The organism is Streptomyces sp. CB02056, from assembly GCF_001905545.1.
GTDB lineage: Bacteria > Actinomycetota > Actinomycetes > Streptomycetales > Streptomycetaceae > Kitasatospora.
Genome location: NZ_LIPD01000001.1, coordinates 684,277 through 704,043 on the forward strand (window position 1 = coordinate 684,277; position 19,767 = coordinate 704,043).

The window sequence follows — 19,767 nt, forward strand, 5'->3', positions numbered from 1 at the left end:
ACGGAGCAGGTCGCGCTCGCATCTGTCGAAGACCCCACGGTCGCAAGACGGACGCCGGTTCTCGTTGTTACGGGACCACCGGTGTGCCGTGTTCTTGGCTGTCCGGCTTTCGGTGGGAGCGATACGGGCCCTCCGCGTGGCATTACCTACGACTTTCATGTCCGTACCGGAGCCCTTTTCCTAATGACGAGCCCCACCGACTCCTCCCTCAGCACCACCCCGCAGGTCGCGGTCAACGACATCGGCGACGCGGAGGCCTTCCTCGCCGCCATCGACGAGACCATCAAGTACTTCAACGATGGCGACATCGTCGAGGGCGTCATCGTGAAGGTCGACCGTGACGAGGTCCTCCTCGACATCGGTTACAAGACCGAGGGCGTCATCCCGTCCCGCGAGCTCTCGATCAAGCACGACGTTGACCCGCACGAGGTCGTCGCCGTCGGTGACAACATCGAGGCCCTGGTTCTCCAGAAGGAGGACAAGGAGGGTCGTCTCATCCTGTCCAAGAAGCGCGCTCAGTACGAGCGTGCCTGGGGCACGATCGAGAAGATCAAGGAAGAGGACGGCATCGTCACCGGTACCGTCATCGAGGTCGTCAAGGGTGGTCTCATCCTCGACATCGGCCTCCGTGGCTTCCTTCCGGCCTCGCTCGTCGAGATGCGCCGCGTCCGCGACCTCCAGCCCTACGTGGGCAAGGAGCTCGAGGCCAAGATCATCGAGCTGGACAAGAACCGCAACAACGTGGTCCTGTCCCGCCGTGCCTGGCTGGAGCAGACCCAGAGCGAGGTCCGCCAGACCTTCCTCACCACCCTGCAGAAGGGCCAGGTGCGCTCCGGCGTCGTCTCCTCGATCGTCAACTTCGGTGCCTTCGTGGACCTGGGTGGCGTCGACGGCCTGGTGCACGTCTCCGAGCTGTCCTGGAAGCACATCGACCACCCGTCCGAGGTTGTCGAGGTCGGCCAGGAGGTCACCGTCGAGGTTCTCGACGTTGACATGGACCGCGAGCGCGTCTCCCTGTCGCTGAAGGCGACCCAGGAGGACCCGTGGCAGCAGTTCGCCCGTACCCACCAGATCGGCCAGGTCGTTCCGGGTAAGGTCACCAAGCTGGTTCCGTTCGGTGCGTTCGTCCGCGTGGACGAGGGCATCGAGGGTCTGGTCCACATCTCCGAGCTGGCCGAGCGCCACGTCGAGATCCCGGAGCAGGTCGTCCAGGTCGGCGACGAGATCTTCGTCAAGGTCATCGACATCGACCTCGAGCGTCGCCGCATCAGCCTGTCGCTCAAGCAGGCCAACGAGGCCCTGGGTGCCAACCCGGCCGAGGTCGAGTTCGATCCGACCCTGTACGGCATGGCCGCCTCGTACGACGACCAGGGCAACTACATCTACCCGGAGGGCTTCGACCCCGAGGCGAACGACTGGCTGCCCGGCTTCGAGAAGCAGCGCGAGGAGTGGGAGCGCCAGTACGCCGAGGCGCAGTCGCGCTTCGAGCAGCACCAGGCGCAGGTCATCAAGAGCCGCGAGGCCGACGCCCAGGCCGCCGAGGAGGGTGGCGACGCCGTCGCCGCTGCCGCCGGTGGTTCCTACTCGTCCAGCAGCGACGAGGGCTCGGGCGCCCTGGCCTCCGACGAGGCCCTGGCCGCTCTGCGCGAGAAGCTGGCCGGCGGCCAGAGCTGAGGCTCTCGCTTCCCGCTAGCCGATAGCTAGACGGTGGGCCCCACCCGGATTTCCGGGTGGGGCCCATTTGTTTTTCCCCATGCGCTTTCCGTCATTTGCTTTTCGCCATGACTTATCACGCCCTGACTTATGTGTGGTTTATGTGAAGGAAAGTGTGAGATGGGGCTCATTGCCCATCTATAGGCCGTAGTTCGGGTTGCCCCTAGATTGAGGGGAGCCGCCCGAAAGGCTCCTCATGCGCACTCCCTCTCCCGCCGCCCCCACCGCCGTGGTCGGCGGCAGGCTCGCGGCCGTCGGCCGGTTCTGCTTCCGCCACCGCCGATGGGTGCTCGGCCTGTGGGCCGTCGTCCTGGTGGTCGGCGTCCTGATCGGGGGCCGGGTCTTCGAGGGCTCGGTGGCCGGGGCCTCCTCCGCCAGCGCCGAGGCCGACCGGGGCGGCGCGGTGGTCGCCGCCGCCGACCCGGCCAAGGGCACCGTCACCGCCGTGGTGGACGGCCGGCCGGTGGACGATCCGCAGGTGAGGGCCGCCGTCGAGCGGGCCACCGCCGAGATCGCCGCCCTGCCCGGGGTCTCCTCCGCCCTCGACGGGTACGGCACCGGACCGGCGCCGGCCGCGCTGCGCTCCGCCGACGGGACGGCGAGCCTGGTCACCGTACGGATGGCCGACACCGCGAGCACCGCCCAGACCGACGCCGTCACCCAGCGGCTCGCCGCGCTGAACGGGGCGGGCGGCGCCCACGTCACGGTCGGCGGGGACCTGGTGCTCCAGCAGGAGGTCAAGAAGCAGACCGAGAAGGACACCCGGTTCGGCGAGCTGGTGACGCTGCCGCTCACGCTGATCGTCATGGTGCTGGTCTTCGGCGGGCTGGCGGCGGCCGCGCTGCCGGCGATCGGGGCGGTCGCCTCGGTGGGCGGCGCGCTGCTGGCGATGTTCGGGTTCAGCCGGATCATGGACATCGACACCAGCGTGCTGCCGATCGCCACGGTGCTGGGGCTCGGGCTCTCGATCGACTACGCGCTGCTCATGGTGAATCGTTTCCGCGAGGAACGCGGCCACGGCGCGGACATCGCCGCCGCCGTCGAACGGACCGCGGCGACCGCCGGACGCACCGTGGCCTTCTCCGGACTGACCGTCGCCGTCGCCCTCTCCGGCCTGTTCGTCTTCACCAGCCCGGTGCTCGGCGCGGTGGCCGCGGCCGGGGTGAGCGTGGTGGTGATCGCCGTCGCCGCCGCGCTGACCCTGATCCCCGCCCTGCTCGGCTTCGCCGGCGCGCGGATCAAGGCGCCCGCCGCGCCCGTGGCCGACGAGGGGTTCTTCAGCCGGACCGTGCGCCGGGTGCGCAAGCGGGCGGTCCTGGTCACGCTCGCCTCGGTGGCCCTGCTGCTGGCGGCCGGGGCGCCGTTCCTCCACGCCGAGATGCGCAGCTCCGGCGCCGCCGTCCTGCCCGCCTCCTCGGCCGGACGGCAGGTCGCCGAGACGATCGACCAGCGCTTCCCGCAGGCCTCGGCCGCGCCGATCACCGTGGTGGTCGAGGGCGGGGCGCCGGTGGCGCAGGCGTACGCGGACGAGGTGGTCGCCAAGCTGCCCGGGGTGAGCGGGGTGCGGGCCGTGTCGCCGGTGGGCGACGCGGTCTCCACGATCGACGTCCTGGTGCCCGGGGACCCGCAGGGCGGGCAGGCCAGGCAGGTGGTCGAGGAGCTGCGGGCCGACCGCGGCGGGCTGACCACCTACGTCACCGGCGGCGCGGCCTCGGTGGTGGACTTCCAGGACGAGCTGCTCTCGCGCGGACCGTGGGCGCTGGGCCTGGTCGCGGCCGGGACGCTGGTGCTGCTCTTCCTGATGACCGGCTCGGTGGTGATGCCGGTCAAGGCGCTGCTGATGAACCTGCTCTCGCTGGGCGCCTCGCTCGGCGCGCTCACCCTGGTGTTCCAGGACGGCTGGTTCAGCGGGCTGCTCGGGTTCAGCCCGACCGGCGGGCTGGAGACCTTCATACCGGTGCTGGTCTTCGCCTTCGCCTTCGGGCTGTCGATGGACTACGAGGTGTTCCTGCTCGCCCGGATCAGGGAGCTGACCCTGCGCGGGCACGGCTGCGTCCGGGCGGTGGAGCTGGGCGTGCAGCGCAGCGGTCGGATCATCACCTCGGCGGCGCTGCTGATGGTGATCGTCTTCGCCGGGTTCGCGCTCGGGGACATGCTGATGGTCAAGCAGATGGGCATCGCGCTGGCCGTCGCCGTCGCGGTGGACGCCACCCTGGTGCGGTGCCTGCTGGTGCCCGCCGCGATGAGCCTGTTCGGCGAGTTCAACTGGTGGGCGCCCGCCCCGCTGCGGCGGCTGCACCGGCGGTTCGGGCTGAGCGAGCACGTCGACCTGCCGGAGATCGGGGCGGCGGATGTCCCGGTGCCGCGGCCGGTGGTGCCGGCGGCGGAGAGCGGGTCGGTGCCGGAGAACGGGTCGGCGGTGGTCCCGGCACCGAGGCCGGCCGACGGGGAGGCGGCGGCCCGCGACGGCCTGGTGGGCTCAGCCCAGCCGGCGTAGCAGGTCGACCGCCGCGCGGAGCCGGTCCCGTTCGGCGGGGTCGAGGCGGGACTCGATGGCGGTGGCGATCCGGTGTTCGCGGCGGGCGCGCTGGTCGAGCAGGGCGGTGCGGCCGGCCCCGGTGGCGGTGACGAGCAGCTTGCGGCCGTCGGTGGGGTGGGGCTGCTGGACGACCAGTCCGGCCTCGGTCATCAGCGCGACGGTGCGGGCCATCGACTGGTGGCGGACCCGCTGGAGGGCGGCGAGTTCGGCGACCGTGCAGGAGCGTTCGTCGCGGACCAGCAGGCCGAGGACGGCGGCCTGGTTCTGCGGCAGTTCGTCGCTGTCGCGCAGGGAGCGGACCAGGCTGCCGAGGGCGGCGCGCAGGTCGGCGGCGAGTTCCAGGGTGTCCGGGTGCGGGGCTTCGCTGGTCATGGGGGAAGTCTATCGGCAAAATATCCAGCACTGCTGTACAGCCTTGCTGTAGGGTTTCGAGCATGCGAATCACCAAGTTCGGACATGCCTGCGTACGCGTCGAGCACGGCGGCAGCACGGTCGTCGTCGACCCCGGGAGCTTCACCGACCCCGCCGCCCTGGCCGGGGCGGACGCCGTCCTGATCACCCACGAGCACATGGACCACTTCGAGGAGTCCCGGCTGCGCGCCGCGCTGGAGGCCGACCCGGCGCTGCGGGTGTGGACCAACCGGGCCGTCGCCGACCAGCTGGACGGCGTGGCGCAGCGGGTCGGCGTGGTCGGCGAGGGCGACGCCTTCGAGGTCGGCGGGCTCGGCGTCTCGGTGCACGGCGAGTGGCACGCGGAGATCCACCGGGACATCCCGCCGGTGCGGAACATCGGCTTCCTCTTCGACGGCCGGCTGTTCCATCCCGGCGACGCGTTCACCGTGCCGCCGCACGCCGTGGAGACCCTGCTGCTGCCGATCGCGGCCCCCTGGAGCAAGGCCTCCGAGGTGGTCGACTACGTCCGGGAAGCCTCGCCGCGCCGTGCGGTGCCGGTGCACGAGGCGGTGCTCAGCCCGATCGGGCTCGCCGTGCAGACCCGGCTGGTCGGGCCGGACGGGCCGGGGACGGGTGCGGAGCTGTTGGTGCTGGGGGAGGGCGAGAGCCTGGAGCTGGGCTGACCGGGCCTGCGCTCGACCGGGTCCGGGCTTCGCCGGGCCTGTTCGGATCGGAGCCGGGCCTGTTCGGGTCGGAGCCGGGCCGACCGGGCCTGGGCCGGCCGGGCCTCTGCTGACGGGTTCGAGGGGGCACCGGTAGCCTGACGCCATGCTGAAGATCGGACTGACGGGCGGCATCGGTGCGGGCAAGAGCGAGGTGTCCCGGCTGTTCGCCGCGCACGGCGCGGTGATCGTGGACTCCGACGTGATCGCCCGCGAGGTGGTCGCCCCCGGAACGGACGGTCTGGCGGCCGTGGTCGCCGAGTTCGGACCGGGGGTGCTGCGGGAGGACGGCTCGCTGGACCGTCCGGCGCTCGGCGCGGTCGTGTTCGCCGACCCGGAGCGGCTGAAGGCGCTGAACGCGATCGTCCACCCGCTGGTGCGGACCCGCTCCGCCGAGCTGGAGGCGGCGGCCGCGCCGGACGCGGTCGTGGTGCACGACGTGCCGCTGCTGGCCGAGAACGGCCTGGCGCCGCTGTTCGACCTGGTCGTGGTGGTGGACGCGGCCGACGACGTGCGGCTGGACCGGCTGGTGCGGCTGCGCGGGATGGCCGAGGAGGAGGCCCGGGCCCGGATGGCCGCGCAGGCCTCCCGGGACGGGCGGCTGGAGATCGCGGACCTGGTGATCGACAACGGCGGCGGCCTGGCGGAGCTGGAGGCGCGGGTGGCCGAGGTCTGGGCGGAGCTGGTGCGGCGCGCGGCGGCCTGACGCCGGGTCGGCCCCCGGCGACCGATCGGGGCGCCCGGCGGCCGGCGGCCGTCGGCCCGAGCAGTCGTCGGACCGAGTGGCCGGGAAGGGACTGGTGGAAGGCTCCGGCGGGAGGGGAGCATGGCGGAATGGATGATCGTTTCTCGCCCGCGCCGCCGCTCGCCGGACAGCCTCCCGCCGGACAGTCTCCCGCCGAACAGCCGCTCGTCGGAGCGCCCGTGGTCGAACGGCTCGCGCAGTACGGCCGCGCCGAGCAGGCTGAGATCCTCGGCCCCGGGGACGACCCGTACGGCGTCGCGTACACGGGGCTGACCTTCCGCCCCAAGGAGATCCACTTCGGCGTCCGGGCCGCCGACGGCCGGCTCGTCGCCCACACCGGACTGGTGCCGCTGCCGCTCACCGTGGGCGGCACCGACCTGGCCGTGATGGGCGTCGGCGGGGTCTGCGTCGCGCCCGACCGGCGCCACGGCGGCCTCGCGCAGGCCGTGGTCGGGGCCGCCCTCGACCACGCGCGCACGCTCGGCCACCGGTACGCGCTGCTGTTCTGCCGCCCGCCGCTGGCCGCGTTCTACCGGGGGCTCGGCTTCCGGGAGGTGGCCGAGGGCGTGACGGTGGAACAGCCGGAGGGGCGGCTGGCGGAGATGCCGCTGCGCACCATGTGGGCGCCGCTGGCCGTCGGGGCCGGGTGGCCGGAGGGGCCGGTGCGGCTGCGGTCGCTGCCGATGTGAGACGCGCTCGCGCATGAGACGCGCTCAGGTGCGGGGCTTGATCAGGCCGTTGCCACGGTCGCGGCCGGGGTGTCCGCGTCCGCGTGCGCCACGGCGGCGCCGGCCAGGGCACGGATCATGGGGTGCGCCCGGGTGCCGTCGCCGGACAGCTCGGGCTGGAAGAGCGAGGCCAGGAAGAACGGGTGGCCGGGCAGTTCCAGGACGCGCACCTCGCCCGACTCGTCCGCGCCGCTGAACCGCAGGCCGTGCGCGGCCAGCCGCTCCAGGTAGGCGCCGTTGAGTCCGTACGCGCAGTGGTAGCGCTCCAGGGTGCGGGTGGCGCCGAGGACCCGCTCGGCGAGGCTCCCCGGGGTGACGGTGACGGCCCCCTCGTGGCCGACCAGCGAACAGGCCAGCGGGACGATCACCTGCTGCTCCGCGTCCGGGTGGTCCTCGCCGTTCACGGCCCCGGCCAGGCCGCAGACGTTCCGGGCGTACTCCAGCACCGCGTGCTGGAACCCGGCGCAGGTGCCGAGGAAGGGGATGCCGCGCTCGCGGGCGGTCCGGACGGCGGCCAGCGCGCCGGCCTCGCTGCGGTACGGGCTGCCGGGCAGCAGCCAGACCGCGTCGAAGCCGTCCAGGGCGCCGGGCGCGGCGGCGTCCCCGGTCGGGATCCAGTAGGCGTCCAGGACGAGGTGGTCGTGCTCGGCGAGGGCGTCCAGCAGGCCCGGGATCCGGGCGTGCGAGCGGACGGCGGGGGAGCGGTCGCCGACGAGGGCGACCCGCGGGGTCTGATGCGTCATGCGGCTATCCTGACCCCGCACCCGAGATCAGCGCCAACGATGATTCCTTAAGCTTCGATCAGAACGGTTGATGTCCACCGTGGACCCGCAGCAGCTGCGCACCTTCGTCACCGTCGCCCGCCTCGCCTCCTTCTCGGAGGCGGCCCGGGAGCTCGGCTACACCCAGTCCGCGGTCTCCCAGCAGATCGCCGCGCTGGAGGCGGACCTCGGGACCGCGCTGCTGCTCCGCCGCCCGGTCGGCCCGACCGGGGCCGGGCAGCGGCTGCTGGAGCACGCCGCACCGCTGCTGGTCCGGCTGGAGGCGGCGCGCGCCGACGTCGCACGCCTGGCGGGCGCCCCGAACACCCGGCTGGTGCTTGGGGCCACCGCGCTGGCGGTCGGTGCGGCACTGGGGCGCGCGCTCGGCGAGGTGCGCCGGGCGTACCCGAGGGTGGAACCGGTGGTCCGGGTCCTCGCCCAGGACGTGCTGCCCGCCCAGGTCGCCACCGGCGAGGTCGACCTCGCCCTGGTCGACGGACTGGCCGCGCCCAGCGACCCGCTGCCGCTGCCCGACGTCGGCCCGCTGCGCACCGTCGCGGTGGCCGAGCGGCCGGTCGCCGTCGCGCTGCCCGTCGGCCACCCGCTGGCCGGGCGCGCCGGCCTCGCGCTCGCCGACCTCTCCGCCGCCCGCTGGCTGGACGCCCCCGACCTCACCCCGCCCGCGGCCCGGCTGCGCGCGGCCGCGGGCGTCGACGGCTTCCGGCCGGCCACCCGCTACCAGGGCACCGACCTGCACGGACTGCTCGCGCTGGTGGCGGCCGGGCACGGGCTCACCCTGCTGCCCGAGCCGGTGCTCGCGGCGGCGCCCGGGGTCGGGTACGCGCCGATCGCCGCGCCCCGGCTGGTGCACCGCATCGAACTCGTCCATGGCAGCCTGCCGGAGGGGCCGGCGGCGCTGCTGGCGCGGCTGCTGGAGTCGTCCCGGGGCTAGAGGTCTTCGGCCTTGGAAATCGGTTGCGCGGGCCAATGGTGCCGATGGAATGATCAGGCGATGAGCACCGGAATCATCATCAGACAGGTACGGGTCGAGGACTGGCAGCGGGCCCGGGACCTCCGCCTCGACGCGCTGCGGGACCCGGTCGCGGCCGTGGCCTTCCTGGAGGTCTACGAGCAGGCCGTCACCAAGCCCGACGAGTTCTGGCAGGACCGCACGACCCGGGCGGCGACGGACCCGCACGCGGCGCAGTTCATCGCGGAGGCCGAGGACGGGCGCTGGCTCGGCAGCATGACCGGGGTGGTCGAGCTGACCGGCGGGAACGGCGCCCTGGAGGGCGACGTCATCGAGGTCGACCAGGTGCACGTGGTCGGGGTGTTCGTCCGCGCGGAGGCGCGGGGCACCGGGCTGGCGCTCGACCTGATCCGGACCCTCCAGGAGTGGGCGTGGTCGCTCACCGGGCCCAGGATCGAGCGGGTGCGGCTGTTCGTCCACGAGGACAACCCCCGGGCCGAGGCGATGTACCGGAAGGCCGGCTTCGAGCCCTCCGGGGTGACGCTGCCGGCGCCCGGCGGTCTGGCCGGCCGGGAGGTCGAGCTGGCGGTCCTGCGGGGCTGACCGCACGGGCCGGGGGCCGGGAGACGGGGGCGGGGCGCTCGCGCGGGGTCCTCGCGCGGGGCGCTCGTCGGGGCGCGGTTGTGGAGACGCGGTCACCAGGCGTTCACGTCACGGATCTGACGGTGGTCGGCCGGGTGGTGCTGTCATGAGCACAGTCGCCCGGCGAGAGGCCGGGCCGGACCAGGAGTGCTTCCCCCCATGATGCTCCGTCACCGTCTCACCGTCACCGCCTCGGCGGCCGCCCTCGCCGCTGCCGGGCTCGCCGCCGGCACCGCGCAGGCCGCCGCCCCGGCCGCCGCCCCGGCCCACGGCACCGCCCAGAAGGCCCGTACGCTCGCGGCGAGTTGTTCGCAGGCGTACCTGCCGTTGCCCGACCCGTCCTGCACCCCCGGTGCGTACAACCCGGACGTCACCCAGGCGACCATCGGCCAGACCATCTGCGTCTCCGGCTGGACCGCCACCGTCCGCCCGCCGACCAGCTACACCAACGCGCTGAAGGTGCAGCAGATCGCGGCCTACGGCTACGCGGACACCAGCACGGCGGACTACGAGGAGGACCACCTCGTCCCGTTGGAGCTCGGCGGCGCCCCGCGCGACCCGGCCAACCTGTGGCCCGAGCCGCGCTACGGCAGCCAGCCGGCGCAGAGCAAGGACTCCGTCGAGACCAAGCTCAAGAACGCGGTCTGCGGCGGCCGGGCCGGCCTCGACGACGCGCGCGCCGCGATCGCGAAGGACTGGACCACCGCGCTCAGCGTCCTGGGGCTGTGAGCCCGGGCCTGATCTGATCGGGCCGCCCGGTCCGTCCGACCCCGTCCCGGTCCTCGGGAGGGGTCGGTCGGACCGGGCGCGCGCCGGACGTCAGCGCCCGTCGCAGCCGGGGAGCGCCTCGCACATCGCCGCCGTCATGCCGGTGCCGACGGCCTTGTCCTCGGGGGCCTTCCAGGCGTCCTTGGGCTGGGCGCCGGCCTTGGTGGTGGCCCAGACGGCCAGCTCGCTGACCGTACCGCCGTCGCCGACCACGTACTCGTGCAGGGTGACGGTGCCGCCGTCGGCCTGCGGGACGGTCAGGACGGCGGCGAAGTACGGCGCGTCCGGGGCGCTTTCGACCTTCACGGTGGCGCCGGGCGCGGTCTTGGCACAGGACTTGAGCGCCTCCGCCAGGCGCGCCTCGGCCATGTTGGTGGACTGCTTGGCGGCGCTGCTGTGGACCGGGTCGCCGTGGAACAGCAGGGTCTGCTGGGCCGCCCAGCGGTCCCCGCCGAAGCCGACCTCGGACTTCGCGGCGGCGGTGCCCGTGAACAGCGGCTCGTCGTCCTTGGCGATCGCGGCGCGGCACAGCTCCAGGCCCTTGAACTGGACCGGCCCGGAGACCTGCTTGGCGTTGGCCGCCAGCGGCGTGTAGTGGTAACTCTCGTCCATCGGGATGTTCTTGGTGTCCATCCAGGCCTTGTCCGGGATGCCCTTGTCGGAGCCGGCGGGCTTGGTGGGGTTGGTGCTGGGCGTGGGGGCCGCGGCGGGGAGGGCGGTCTGGCCGCCGTCCCCGTTGTCGGGCCCGCAGGCGCTGAGCGCGCCCAGGCAGACGAGGGCGGCGGCGGTGGCGGTGACGACTCTGGTGGTGCGCAACTGACTGTTCCTCGGGTGTCCGGTGGCGTGGAACGGGGTCGGCCGCGCACCGCCCTGCTGCCGGGGGCGAAGGACGGGGTCGGCCGCGGGCCGCTGGTGCGCGGCGCCGGCCGTCCGTCCTCGCCGCCCGCGCGACGCGCGGTCGCGGGCACTCGGCATGGCGGGCCTCCCCCTGTGCGTTAGGGCCGTCGGCTCCTCGGCCCGCCGCCCGCCTCGGAGATGAGGGGCGGTCAGGGTCGTGGCGGCGCATCGGCGGCGGTCGAAACCTATGCCACCGAACGGCCGCTCGCAAAGCCGGGTTCCGGCCGGAGGCCCGGATTCCCTTTGGGGTTGGTGGGTCCTGTGGGGCGGGTGGTGTCGGACGGCGGACGGCGTGCGGGGGATCCCCGGGGCGCGCGACCGGCACCGCGCGCGGGCCGGGTGCGGCGCATCCGGGCTGGTGGAGGCGGGTGTGCCGGGCCCGGCGACCGGCGGCGGAGGGGTGCGCGATGTCAACACCCGGAGCTGAACCGCGCGACGGGCGGCGGCCGTCGAACGGGGAGGAGGGAGCGCGCCGTAGTGCGGGTGAGCCGTTACGCGTGGGTGCCGTTACGCATGGGTGCCCGGGACGCCGAGCTGCTGGGCGAGCCAGGGGAGGGCCTGGGCGAAGGACGCGGCACCGGTCTGCCAGGTGTGCCTGCCGGAGCCGACCACGTTCACGGTGCGGATGCCGTCCTTCCGGGCCGCCGCCTCCAGGGCCTTGGCGGAGTCGATCTGGCCGTGCTCCTCGTCGCCCTGGGCGAAGTAGCCGGACACGCCCTGGTACTTGGGGTGGTGGGCGAGCACGGTCAGCGGGTCGTGGGCGGCCCAGGCCGCGGCGTCGCCCCCGTACAGCTCCTGGACGGTGTGGTCCTTGTCGCCGGTGGACGGGCCCTTGTCGCCGGAGAAGTCGCCGAAGTGGGTGAAGACGTTCGGATGCTCGACGGTGAGGTCGACGGCGCAGGTGCCGCCCATCGACCAGCCGGCCACGCCCCACTTGTGCGGGTCGGTGGCGGCGTTGAAGGTCTTCTGGACGAACGGCGGGACGTCCTTGAGCAGATGGCTCTCGGCCTGGCCGTGCGGGCCGTCCACGCACTCGGTGTCCACCCGGAAGCCGCCGGTGGCGTCCACGAACACCAGGATCGGGGCGAAGCCGTTGTGCCGGGCGGCGAAGGCGTCGGCGGTCTTCACGGCGTTGCCCGAGCGGATCCAGTTGTCGGGCGCCGCGAACTCGCCGCCGATCATCTCCAGGACGGGCAACTTGGGCCGGGTCTGGCTGCGGAACCAGGCGGGCGGCAGGTAGACCAGCTCCTGGCGGTGGGCGAAGCCGCCGGCGGTGTCCGGTATGTCGACCTGGACGATGCGGCCCGTGCCCGTCCGGCCGTGGATCGACTTCAGCTCGTCCAGGGTGATCTGCTCCGGCAGCGGCTGCCCGCCGAGCTCGCCGATCGCGTCGTCCAGCGTCGGGTAGTAGCCGGTGGCGATGTTCACGCTGTTCGCCGCGCAGAACAGCGCCAGCAGCACGGTCGGCGCCACCAGCGCCCGGCGCCACCACCGCGCGCCGCGCCAGCCGAAGCCGAGCACGCACAGCGCCGCCACCGCCACCCCGCTCCACAGCCAGACCCCGAACGGGACCGGGTCGGTGATCCCGCCCAGCGTCAGCACGGCGACGGCGCCGGCCGCGGTGAGCGCCAGCGCCGTCCCGAGCGCGATCGGCCCCCGCCTCCGCAGCCACGCCCGCTCCCGTCGGGCGGCGGTGGCCAGGAGCAGCGAGAGGGCCGCCGCCTGGACCGTCCACGGGAACCAGCCGTCGAGCAGGGAGACGTTCATAGGGCCGGAGGCTAGGGGCGGAGGATGAGAGGCTGGTTAGAGGCTGGCAGTTCGCTGGAAGAGCGCTGTGAGGAGGAAGGGGACGCCGAAGGCCTCGGAATCCGGGCCGTGCGCCGCCATCGGGCGGATCTCCAGCGGCTCGAACTCGCGGAACAGCGAACGCAGTTCGGCCGGCGAGTAGGCCAACCCGCCCTCCAGCGAGCCGAGCCGGTAGAGCTCCTCGTCGGGCCGCTCGGAGCCCATCGCCCCGGCCGCGAAGGCGGTGACGGCGAAGTGCCCGCCCGGGGCGAGGACGCGGTCCAGGAGGGCCAGGTAGCCGACCCGGCGGTGCGGCGGCAGGTGGTGCAGGCAGCCGGAGTCGTAGACCAGGTCGTAGGCGTCGCAAGGGAGTTGGACCTCGAAGATGCTCGCCCGGTGGAAGCGCGGGCGGGCTCCGGGGCCGGCCTCGCGGGCGCGCTCCTCGGCCCAGGCGAGGGCGGTGGCGGAGAGGTCGACGGCGTCCACCTCGAAGCCGAGCGAGGCCAGGTGGATCGCGTTGCGGCCGGTGCCGCAGCCCAGGTCGAGCACCCGGCCGGGGGCCGGCGGCAGCAGGCCGCGGTCCAGGTAGGAGACCAGGTTCTCGTCCGGCTTCGGCGCGAAGAACGGGCGCTCGGCGGACCGGTCCTCGTAGAACCGGTCCCAGAACGGTTCGGCCGGCCGGAAGAAGCCGTCGAGGAGGGCGAGGACGTCTTCGGTGGTGCGGATCGTACGGTTCATACGGCCGAGCGTAGGACGCTCGGGGGGTGGGCGCGATCGCGGCAAAAGCCGCTGGGTGGTGGGCTGTTGGGGGCACTCTGGCTCTGGTGTGGACGGGTGCCTCGGGGCGTGGAGGAGAGCGGCGTCGCTGTCGCCGGAGGCCGGGACGGGCCGTTTCCGTCGGGCGGGGAGAGGTGCCGGGGAGGGGGTCGACGTCACGCTTCGATCAAGGATTCCCGGCGGGGATTCCCAGGCTTCCGCCAGTGAGGTGGTGTACGTTCGAAAAGTTTTGCCCGCTCGAAGTTCCGTCCGCCATGCCCGCCGCTCACCCGGAAGACCAAGTGCCTGCTGTGATACAGCCGACGACTGCCCAGACCCACGAAGCCCGACCGCTGCGCCCCTCCCGCCGGAGGCGGGCGACCGCCCTCGCCGCCGCCGCGCTGGCCGCCACCCTCCTCGCGGCCGGGTGCAAGGCCTCGGCCGACGAGACGTCGTCGGCGGCGACGCCGATTCCGATCCCGAGTGTGGTCGGAATGCACGGGGACAAGGCCAAGGACACCCTCCAGCAGCCGGACGCCCGGGCCGCCAAGACCGTGACGTTCCAGGACGTCCACGCGGGCGAGTCCCACACGCGGTCCGTCCTCATGCCGAGCCACTGGAAGGTCTGCTCCCAGCAGCCGGCCGCCGGGGAACCCTCGGCGAAGGACACGACGGTGACGCTGTCCGTGGTGAAGAACGAGGAGGACTGCCCGGGCGGCGCCGCGCCCGCCCCGGCGGACCCCGCCCCTGCCCCGGCCCCGGCCTCCCCGACCGCGACCGCACTGGCCGAGCCGGCGGCACCGAGTGCCCCTCCGGCGGCCCCCGCCCCGGCCGCCCCTGCTGCCCCCGCTCCCGCCGCCCCGCCCGCCCCGGCCCCGACGCACGCCCCGCCGGCGCCGCAGCCCGCCGCACCCTCGGAGCACCAGGCGTCAGCCTGCACCACGGATTCCAAGGGCAACTGCATAGTCCGGGGTCGCATCTGCCCCAACAGCGCCCACGGCGACACCGGCAGCGACGCCAACGGCCGTGCTCTCACCTGCCGGGACAACAACGGCTGGCGCTGGGAGTAGCCACCTGACCAGCCGGGGCGGTTTGTCGGCTGCCCCGGCTCGGTCGCGCGCTACGGCACCCGGCCGACGGCGGCGGTCGGCTCGTCGAGGAAGACGAGCTGTTCCTCGCCGGTGATGCGGAGCCCGAACCGGTCCGGGCCCGGCCGGTTCTGCTTCTCCCACCAGGCGTGGGCGTCCTCGATCTCGGTCCAGAGGCGGCGCGGGCCGTACTGCCGGACGGCGAAGCGGTCCTCCTGCCGGCCGTCGTGGTCGACGGCGGCCCACGAGCGCGCGTCCGTCGTGGCCACCCAGAGCCGGGAGGCCACTCCTTCGGCATCGGGCTCGTGCTGCCAGGCCGTCCACACGTCGCCGAGCTTCAGCCCGAGGGCGAACCGCGCGTCCAGGTCCTCGCCGCTCACCTGCCACGGTGAGAGCCGGGTGGTGGACTCCTCGGGTTCGTGGTCGTCACGGACGACGTCCCGGAAGATGCGCAGGTCGATCCGCTGGCCGCGCATCAGCATGAACGAGGCGTCCGGGCTGAACCGCCCGGTCGCGCGCCCGCCTTCGACGGTGAGGGTGAGCAGTCCCCAGGAGAGCATCGGGCTCTCCCACGGCGTCACGATGGTGCCGCCGGGGCGGGTCTGCTCGATCCACGCCGTCGGCACCCGGCTGACCGAGCAAGTGGAGACGACCCGGTCGTACGGCTGCCGCCGGGCCCAACCAAGGGCTCCGTCCCCGCAGACGACCTCCACGTCCACGCCCGCCGCGTTCAGGGACGAGTGGGCCCGCCAGGTGACCGCGGGGTCGATCTCGATCGAGACGACACGGCCGGGACCGGCCCGGTGCGCGAGCAGAGCCGCGTTCCAGCCGGTGCCGGTGCCGACCTCAAGGACGGTCTGGCCGGGGCGGACATCGAGTGCTTCGAGCATTCGCACGACCATCGCCGGTGAGGACGCCGAGGACGACGGCCAGGCGTCGGAGCCGTCGGCCGGCTCCACGCCGTCATTGACCTGGGTGACGACCGGAGCGTTGTCGTAGGCGGCCGCGAACCAGCGGTCGGGCTCGGAGCGGATGTCGCACGGTTCGAGGTCGCCGCTGTCGTCGGAGAGCCAGATCCGCTCCGGGAGGAAACGGTGGCGCGGGACCGCCGTGATGGCGTCCTTCCACTCCGACGGGACGGGACGACCGAGCTCTTCGCTGATGGCCCGCAGCAGGCCGCGCGAGGCGGCCTGCTGCGGGTGGAGGCTCTCCGTCACTTGTCCTTCTTCTCGTGCTTCGGGGCGGGCGCCGGGCGCGAGGTGTCCTTCGACGGCTTGTCCTTGCCCGGGTCCTGGTCGCCCGCGTGCTTCCCTGCCACCCCGATCGCGGGTCCGCGGTGGCCACTGCTGCGGGTGTGCGGCCCGGTGGGCCGGTACCGGTCCGGCGGACGCGGTGTCGTCGGCCTGGGCTCGGACTTCGGTTTCGGCTGCGGTGGGTCGGTGACCTGCAAGGCACTGCTCCGCTCAGCTCGTAGGAGTGGTGACGCTGGAGACGGTAGGCAGTGGGGACGTCGGCAGTCGACGAGCTTGCCGGAGCTTGCTCGGAGTCATCCGAGCGCATCGATGGCGCTGGTGATGAGCGACCTCGCATCGGCCCCGTAGACAGCGATGCCTGCCAGTTCGGAAAACGCCTGGCCGTACTCGGCGATCTCGGCGGGCTGAGTGATGGTGAGGTGGGCGGAGACGAGTTCGACGTTCACCTGCATGTCGTCATACATCGTGAAGGACTCAACCGGCCAGCCAGACCCCCTGGTCGAGCCGAGCGGGATCACCCCGAGGCTGACGGACGGCAGGGTGCCGACCGCGATCAGATGGGCGAGTTGACCGACGAGGACGTCCGGGGTGCCGATGACCGTCCGAAGTACCCACTCCTCGACCAGGACGGCGAAGCGGTGGTCTCCGGTGTGCAGCACCTTCTGCCGATCCATCCGAACCGCGACGGCGTCGTCGACGTCGTCGGGAGTGCTGCGCAGCGACACGATCGTGTTGAGCACGGCACGCGTGTAGGCCGCTGTCTGAAGCAGGCCAGGGACGACCCACGACTGGTACATGCGGAATCGGCGTGTGCGGTCGAATAGGGGACGCACGGATTCCTGCGCCCGTTTGAGACCTGTCCGCTCAAGCCGGCGCCATTCGATGTACATGCCCTCGATGTTCCGGGCGGTTGCGATGAGGTCCGCTGCCTGATCGGGAGCGCCGCAGATGGCGGTCCAGATACGGATGTCGGCCTCTGACGGCATGACGCGACCGCTCTGGATCTTGGAACATTTGGATTCGTGCCACCGCGCAGCTTCGGCCAGCGCCCGCGCGCTGAGTCCGGAATCTCGCCGGATGTCGCGCAGACGCTGGCCGAGGGCTTGCTTCGCTTGCTGGACACTGGATGACGCGGACACGGGTCAGGTCAGCCGGAAGTCCTCGTGCGGCACCCCGCGCCTCCACACGGCCTCGAAGGCCGAGGTACAGAGAGCCACAGTGTCGGGTTCGGTGCTGACTTCGTCGTCCACGAAGTCGCCCTCGCCGCTGAAGTGGTGGACCAGGAGGTACTGGCCGTCGATGAGCCAGAAGTCGTTGCCCGGGAGCGCCAGATCCGTCGTCTGGCGGCGGGGGAGCCACCGGACCTGTTCGCCGGAAGCGAGGTTCCGGAACGTGATCTCGTGCTCGAAGCGGATGTACTCGCTCGCCGGTTCGGAGACGATGCGGGCTCGTCGCACGTCGACTCCGCGACCGGTGGTCTCCTCGATCAGCTGCAGCCAGGGGCTCCACCATGAGGAGCGGTCGGCCGGATCGTCCCGGTGCCCGCTGAGCCAACGGAGGAACAACGGGTCGTCGCGCATGTAGCCGTCGCGCATCTCAAGGTGGAGCGCCGACCTGGTGCAGCTCCGCAGCAGGTCCTCAAGCGTGGGGGCCACCGCCACCGTTCACCTCCGGGAAGAACCGCATCATGCGCTTGGGGAATTCGATCACGGTCTCGTGCGCGGGGATGTCCATGTGCGCGAGACGTTCCGGGTCGAGCACCTTCCAGCCCTGGAGGATGTAGTTGCCCGTCACGTCGTCGAAGTAGACGGTCGGGGACTTGCCTTCAGGACTGTCAGGGTCTTGGCCGAGCTTGTGCAGCGCCATGATGGGCCTCCTGGTGGCCGGAGTCGATCGCTTCGAACGATCTTCCCGTGGAGATGGCTCTCCGCGCGATGAACTTGCTCGAACTTGCCCGCGGTCGACCAGGTTCCGGATGGACCGCTGCGTCGCGAATCCGTTGGCCGAAGCGACGCGGCGCCCATAAGAGGTGGGCGGCCCCGCGTTGGGTGCGGGGCCGCCCGAGGGTGAGGGGGTGGGGAAGTCTTAGCTCTCTTCGTGCCTTGCGGTTACGAGACTGGTCCGGATCCCATGGCGCCCCCATCGTCAGCCCCGTGGTGAGGAGTTCGCCGGTCAGTGGGGGATCAGGCGGTGCAGGAGGCGGACGTACGGGCTCCAGTGGGCGGGGCGGGGGACGGTGCCGCCGACTGCCCGTACCGCCCGGTCGAGGCAGTCCTCCAGGAGGGCGTCGTGCAGCCAGCGGAAGGCGAGGGGCCAGGCGAGCAGGGCCGGGCCGTGCAGGCGCATGGCGATGGTGTGGCGGAGGACGGTGGTGTCGCCCGCCGGGTGGACGGTGAACTCGTGGTGGCCGTCGAAGCCGCGCGGGCCGTCGAAGCGGAAGCGCACCCACTGGCCCGGTGCGTAGTCGGAGACGGTGTAGCGGACCGGGCCGTGGCCGCCGGTGGCGCCGGGGGCGAGCGGGCGGTCGAACCGCATCCGGGGCCAGCGCGGGCCCGGCCAGAGCCGGTCGTCCGGGCTCGCGAGGCTGTCGATGAGGGCGCCGACGGTCTCCGCCCGTGCCGGGACAGTGCGTTCGTGGATGTTGAGCACGGCCATGCCGGGGCTCCCCTCCTGGTTTTGGATGATCCCCTCCAATTGAATTGGAGAGTACTCTCTACTACATGCCCAGGCCACCCCGCCATGACGAATCCGCCCTCCTCGACGCCGCCGTACGGCTCGCGGCCGCCGGTGGGCCGGCCGCCGTCACCATGTCCGCCGTCGCCCGGGAGAGCGGCGCGCCCAACGGGTCCGTCTACCACCGCTTTCCCCAACGCGCCGCGCTGCTGGCTGAGTTGTGGCTTCGGACGGTCGGGGAGTTCCAGGATGCCTGCCTGCCCGCCATCGACGCGCACGAGGAGCCGCACCTCGCGGCGGGCGCGCTCGCCCGGCAGGTCGTCGCCTGGTGCCGGGCCCACCGGGAGCGGGCCGTCGTCCTGCTGCACGGCTCGGAGGCCTTCGGTCGGGCGGAGTGGTCCGAGGAGCAGCGGCTGCGCGACCGGCAGGGCGGCCTCCGGGTGCGGGAGGCCCTGGCCGGGCTGGCCGGGCGGCTCGGCGCCGCCACGCCGCTGGACCTCGACCGGGTCACCCTGGCCGTCACCGGCCTGCCGCTCGCCGTCGTCCGCGGTCCCCTGCACGCCGGTGCGCCGCTGCCGCCGCACGCGGAGGAGCTGGCCGAGCAGTCCGCGATCGCCCTGCTGCGGGGCGCCGCCTAGGATCGGTGGATGATCACCGTTCCGGCCGGCCGCGTCACCCTCTCCGACCGTCGTACCCAGCGCAGTTGGGCCGTCGACGTGGCCGCGTACGAGCTGGCGGCCTGTCCGGTGACCCGTGAGCAGTACGAGGGGGTGGGCGGCGACCGGCGTCCCGCGCACAGCGTCTCCTGGTTCGACGCCGTCCACTACTGCAACGAGCTCTCCCGGCGCGAAGGCCTCGCCCCCGCCTACCGGGTGGACGGCGAGGAGGTCTCCTGGGACCGCGCCGCCGACGGCTACCGGCTGCCCACCGAGGCCGAGTGGGAGCACGCCTGCCGCGCCGGTACGGACGGCCCGCGCTACGGCCCGCTGGACGAGATCGCCTGGCACCGCGGCACCTCGGACGAGCGACCGCACCCGGTGGGCGAACTGCTCCCCAATGCCTACGGGTTGTACGACCTGCTCGGCAACGTCTGGGAGTGGTGCTGGGAGCGCTACGACCCCGAGGTGTACGGCGACTACCGCGTCCTGCGCGGCGGCGGCTGGTTCGACGAGCACTGGAGCTGCCGCGCCTCCGTCCGCCGCCGCAGCCACCCGACCCTGCGGATCGACGACGTCGGATTCCGGCTCGCCCGCTCGATCGTCCTGTGAAGGCGGCGCCGACGTCGTGCCCGGCGCGGTGAATCGCGAGGCGATGGGACAGGCGCGGGGCAGGCG

At 73.0% G+C, this 19,767-nt stretch carries 21 protein-coding genes; 11 read left to right on the plus strand and 10 right to left on the minus strand.

Features of this window, described 5'->3' with window-relative positions; all coding sequences use genetic code 11:
• The first annotated feature begins 183 nt into the window (after window positions 1-183).
• Both rpsA and AMK13_RS03025 read left to right on the plus strand, forming a co-directional pair.
• A complete protein-coding gene (rpsA, locus tag AMK13_RS03020) occupies window positions 184-1,674 on the plus strand; it encodes a 30S ribosomal protein S1 (RefSeq protein ID WP_049653883.1) in 1,491 nt (496 codons plus the stop codon).
• Window positions 1,675-1,909: 235 nt separating this feature from the next.
• Window positions 1,910-4,210, plus strand: coding sequence for an MMPL family transporter (locus AMK13_RS03025; protein ID WP_074000973.1), 2,301 nt, complete (start codon window positions 1,910-1,912; stop codon window positions 4,208-4,210).
• On the opposite strand, the gene AMK13_RS03030 is transcribed toward AMK13_RS03025, so the two are convergent.
• Window positions 4,193-4,624: a MarR family winged helix-turn-helix transcriptional regulator gene (locus tag AMK13_RS03030; protein WP_074000974.1), complete on the minus strand. Its 432-nt coding sequence runs from the start codon at window positions 4,622-4,624 to the stop codon at window positions 4,193-4,195. The genes AMK13_RS03025 and AMK13_RS03030 overlap by 18 nt on opposite strands.
• 62 nt (window positions 4,625-4,686) lie before the next feature.
• Between AMK13_RS03030 and AMK13_RS03035 the strand changes: the two genes are divergently transcribed.
• The 3 genes from AMK13_RS03035 to AMK13_RS03045 all read left to right on the plus strand — a co-directional run bounded on the left by AMK13_RS03035 (window position 4,687) and on the right by AMK13_RS03045 (window position 6,801).
• Window positions 4,687-5,328 (plus strand): MBL fold metallo-hydrolase, encoded by a 642-nt coding sequence (locus tag AMK13_RS03035; protein ID WP_074000975.1) that lies wholly within the window; start codon window positions 4,687-4,689, stop codon window positions 5,326-5,328.
• Between the two features lie 145 nt (window positions 5,329-5,473).
• The gene (coaE, locus tag AMK13_RS03040; protein WP_074000976.1) at window positions 5,474-6,073 is read left to right on the plus strand and encodes a dephospho-CoA kinase; all 600 of its coding nucleotides are present in this window, start codon (window positions 5,474-5,476) and stop codon (window positions 6,071-6,073) included.
• Window positions 6,074-6,201: 128 nt separating this feature from the next.
• Window positions 6,202-6,801 (plus strand): GNAT family N-acetyltransferase, encoded by a 600-nt coding sequence (locus AMK13_RS03045; RefSeq protein WP_079271778.1) that lies wholly within the window; start codon window positions 6,202-6,204, stop codon window positions 6,799-6,801.
• A gap of 41 nt (window positions 6,802-6,842) precedes the next feature.
• Here AMK13_RS03045 and AMK13_RS03050 read toward each other — a convergent pair whose 3' ends face one another.
• Window positions 6,843-7,583: a CTP synthase C-terminal region-related (seleno)protein gene (locus AMK13_RS03050; RefSeq protein WP_074000978.1), complete on the minus strand. Its 741-nt coding sequence runs from the start codon at window positions 7,581-7,583 to the stop codon at window positions 6,843-6,845.
• A gap of 70 nt (window positions 7,584-7,653) precedes the next feature.
• Here AMK13_RS03050 and AMK13_RS03055 point away from each other — a divergent pair, with 70 nt between their 5' ends.
• The 3 genes from AMK13_RS03055 (at window position 7,654) to AMK13_RS03065 (ending at window position 9,942) form a co-directional block, all read left to right on the plus strand.
• A complete protein-coding gene (locus AMK13_RS03055; protein WP_380717984.1) occupies window positions 7,654-8,553 on the plus strand; it encodes a LysR family transcriptional regulator in 900 nt (299 codons plus the stop codon).
• Window positions 8,554-8,613: 60 nt separating this feature from the next.
• The gene (locus AMK13_RS03060) at window positions 8,614-9,174 is read left to right on the plus strand and encodes a GNAT family N-acetyltransferase (RefSeq protein ID WP_074000979.1); all 561 of its coding nucleotides are present in this window, start codon (window positions 8,614-8,616) and stop codon (window positions 9,172-9,174) included.
• Window positions 9,175-9,372: 198 nt separating this feature from the next.
• Window positions 9,373-9,942, plus strand: a complete 570-nt coding sequence (locus tag AMK13_RS03065) for a hypothetical protein (RefSeq protein ID WP_074000980.1) — start codon at window positions 9,373-9,375, stop codon at window positions 9,940-9,942.
• Between the two features lie 90 nt (window positions 9,943-10,032).
• Here the strand turns inward: AMK13_RS03065 and AMK13_RS03070 are convergent, their stop codons facing one another.
• The 3 genes from AMK13_RS03070 to AMK13_RS03080 all read right to left on the minus strand — a co-directional run bounded on the left by AMK13_RS03070 (window position 10,033) and on the right by AMK13_RS03080 (window position 13,401).
• On the minus strand, window positions 10,033-10,797 hold the full coding sequence (locus tag AMK13_RS03070) for a hypothetical protein (RefSeq protein WP_049658563.1): 765 nt from the start codon (window positions 10,795-10,797) through the stop codon (window positions 10,033-10,035).
• 588 nt (window positions 10,798-11,385) lie between these two features.
• Complete coding sequence (locus AMK13_RS03075; protein ID WP_074000981.1) at window positions 11,386-12,645, minus strand: alpha/beta hydrolase; 1,260 nt, start codon at window positions 12,643-12,645, stop codon at window positions 11,386-11,388.
• A 36-nt stretch (window positions 12,646-12,681) separates the two neighbouring features.
• Window positions 12,682-13,401: a class I SAM-dependent methyltransferase gene (locus AMK13_RS03080; protein WP_074000982.1), complete on the minus strand. Its 720-nt coding sequence runs from the start codon at window positions 13,399-13,401 to the stop codon at window positions 12,682-12,684.
• Between the two features lie 320 nt (window positions 13,402-13,721).
• On the opposite strand from AMK13_RS03080, the gene AMK13_RS03085 reads away from it, so the two are divergent.
• Window positions 13,722-14,489, plus strand: coding sequence for a hypothetical protein (locus tag AMK13_RS03085; protein ID WP_143204466.1), 768 nt, complete (start codon window positions 13,722-13,724; stop codon window positions 14,487-14,489).
• A 50-nt stretch (window positions 14,490-14,539) separates the two neighbouring features.
• On the opposite strand, the gene AMK13_RS03090 is transcribed toward AMK13_RS03085, so the two are convergent.
• The 5 genes from AMK13_RS03090 to AMK13_RS03115 all read right to left on the minus strand — a co-directional run bounded on the left by AMK13_RS03090 (window position 14,540) and on the right by AMK13_RS03115 (window position 18,415).
• Window positions 14,540-15,724, minus strand: coding sequence for a methyltransferase domain-containing protein (locus tag AMK13_RS03090; RefSeq protein WP_074000984.1), 1,185 nt, complete (start codon window positions 15,722-15,724; stop codon window positions 14,540-14,542).
• Window positions 15,725-16,053: 329 nt separating this feature from the next.
• Window positions 16,054-16,899, minus strand: a complete 846-nt coding sequence (locus AMK13_RS03100; RefSeq protein ID WP_074000986.1) for a helix-turn-helix domain-containing protein — start codon at window positions 16,897-16,899, stop codon at window positions 16,054-16,056.
• 3 nt (window positions 16,900-16,902) lie between these two features.
• Entirely contained in the window at window positions 16,903-17,415 is a 513-nt protein-coding gene (locus AMK13_RS03105) for a DUF6879 family protein (RefSeq protein WP_074001204.1), read from the minus strand.
• Window positions 17,399-17,626, minus strand: coding sequence for a hypothetical protein (locus AMK13_RS03110; protein ID WP_074000987.1), 228 nt, complete (start codon window positions 17,624-17,626; stop codon window positions 17,399-17,401). Before AMK13_RS03110 ends, AMK13_RS03105 begins: the two co-directional genes overlap by 17 nt.
• A 306-nt stretch (window positions 17,627-17,932) precedes the next feature.
• Window positions 17,933-18,415: an SRPBCC family protein gene (locus AMK13_RS03115; protein WP_074000988.1), complete on the minus strand. Its 483-nt coding sequence runs from the start codon at window positions 18,413-18,415 to the stop codon at window positions 17,933-17,935.
• Between the two features lie 65 nt (window positions 18,416-18,480).
• On the opposite strand from AMK13_RS03115, the gene AMK13_RS03120 reads away from it, so the two are divergent.
• A complete protein-coding gene (locus AMK13_RS03120) occupies window positions 18,481-19,071 on the plus strand; it encodes a TetR/AcrR family transcriptional regulator (protein ID WP_074000989.1) in 591 nt (196 codons plus the stop codon).
• A 9-nt stretch (window positions 19,072-19,080) separates the two neighbouring features.
• A complete protein-coding gene (locus AMK13_RS03125; protein WP_074000990.1) occupies window positions 19,081-19,701 on the plus strand; it encodes a formylglycine-generating enzyme family protein in 621 nt (206 codons plus the stop codon).
• Window positions 19,702-19,767: the final 66 nt, after the last annotated feature.

Excerpts from the sequence above, each read along its gene's own strand:
- rpsA (WP_049653883.1), top strand. The coding sequence starts at position 184 with ATGACGAGCCCCACCGACTCCTCCCTCAGCACCACCCCGCAGGTCGCG.
- AMK13_RS03025 (WP_074000973.1), top strand. The coding sequence starts at position 1,910 with ATGCGCACTCCCTCTCCCGCCGCCCCCACCGCCGTGGTCGGCGGCAGG.
- AMK13_RS03030 (WP_074000974.1), bottom strand. The coding sequence starts at position 4,624 with ATGACCAGCGAAGCCCCGCACCCGGACACCCTGGAACTCGCCGCCGAC.
- AMK13_RS03035 (WP_074000975.1), top strand. The coding sequence starts at position 4,687 with ATGCGAATCACCAAGTTCGGACATGCCTGCGTACGCGTCGAGCACGGC.
- coaE (WP_074000976.1), top strand. The coding sequence starts at position 5,474 with ATGCTGAAGATCGGACTGACGGGCGGCATCGGTGCGGGCAAGAGCGAG.
- AMK13_RS03045 (WP_079271778.1), top strand. The coding sequence starts at position 6,202 with ATGGATGATCGTTTCTCGCCCGCGCCGCCGCTCGCCGGACAGCCTCCC.
- AMK13_RS03050 (WP_074000978.1), bottom strand. The coding sequence starts at position 7,583 with ATGACGCATCAGACCCCGCGGGTCGCCCTCGTCGGCGACCGCTCCCCC.
- AMK13_RS03055 (WP_380717984.1), top strand. The coding sequence starts at position 7,654 with ATGTCCACCGTGGACCCGCAGCAGCTGCGCACCTTCGTCACCGTCGCC.
- AMK13_RS03060 (WP_074000979.1), top strand. The coding sequence starts at position 8,614 with ATGAGCACCGGAATCATCATCAGACAGGTACGGGTCGAGGACTGGCAG.
- AMK13_RS03065 (WP_074000980.1), top strand. The coding sequence starts at position 9,373 with ATGATGCTCCGTCACCGTCTCACCGTCACCGCCTCGGCGGCCGCCCTC.
- AMK13_RS03075 (WP_074000981.1), bottom strand. The coding sequence starts at position 12,645 with ATGAACGTCTCCCTGCTCGACGGCTGGTTCCCGTGGACGGTCCAGGCG.
- AMK13_RS03080 (WP_074000982.1), bottom strand. The coding sequence starts at position 13,401 with ATGAACCGTACGATCCGCACCACCGAAGACGTCCTCGCCCTCCTCGAC.
- AMK13_RS03110 (WP_074000987.1), bottom strand. The coding sequence starts at position 17,626 with ATGGCGCTGCACAAGCTCGGCCAAGACCCTGACAGTCCTGAAGGCAAG.
- AMK13_RS03115 (WP_074000988.1), bottom strand. The coding sequence starts at position 18,415 with ATGGCCGTGCTCAACATCCACGAACGCACTGTCCCGGCACGGGCGGAG.
- AMK13_RS03120 (WP_074000989.1), top strand. The coding sequence starts at position 18,481 with ATGCCCAGGCCACCCCGCCATGACGAATCCGCCCTCCTCGACGCCGCC.
- AMK13_RS03125 (WP_074000990.1), top strand. The coding sequence starts at position 19,081 with ATGATCACCGTTCCGGCCGGCCGCGTCACCCTCTCCGACCGTCGTACC.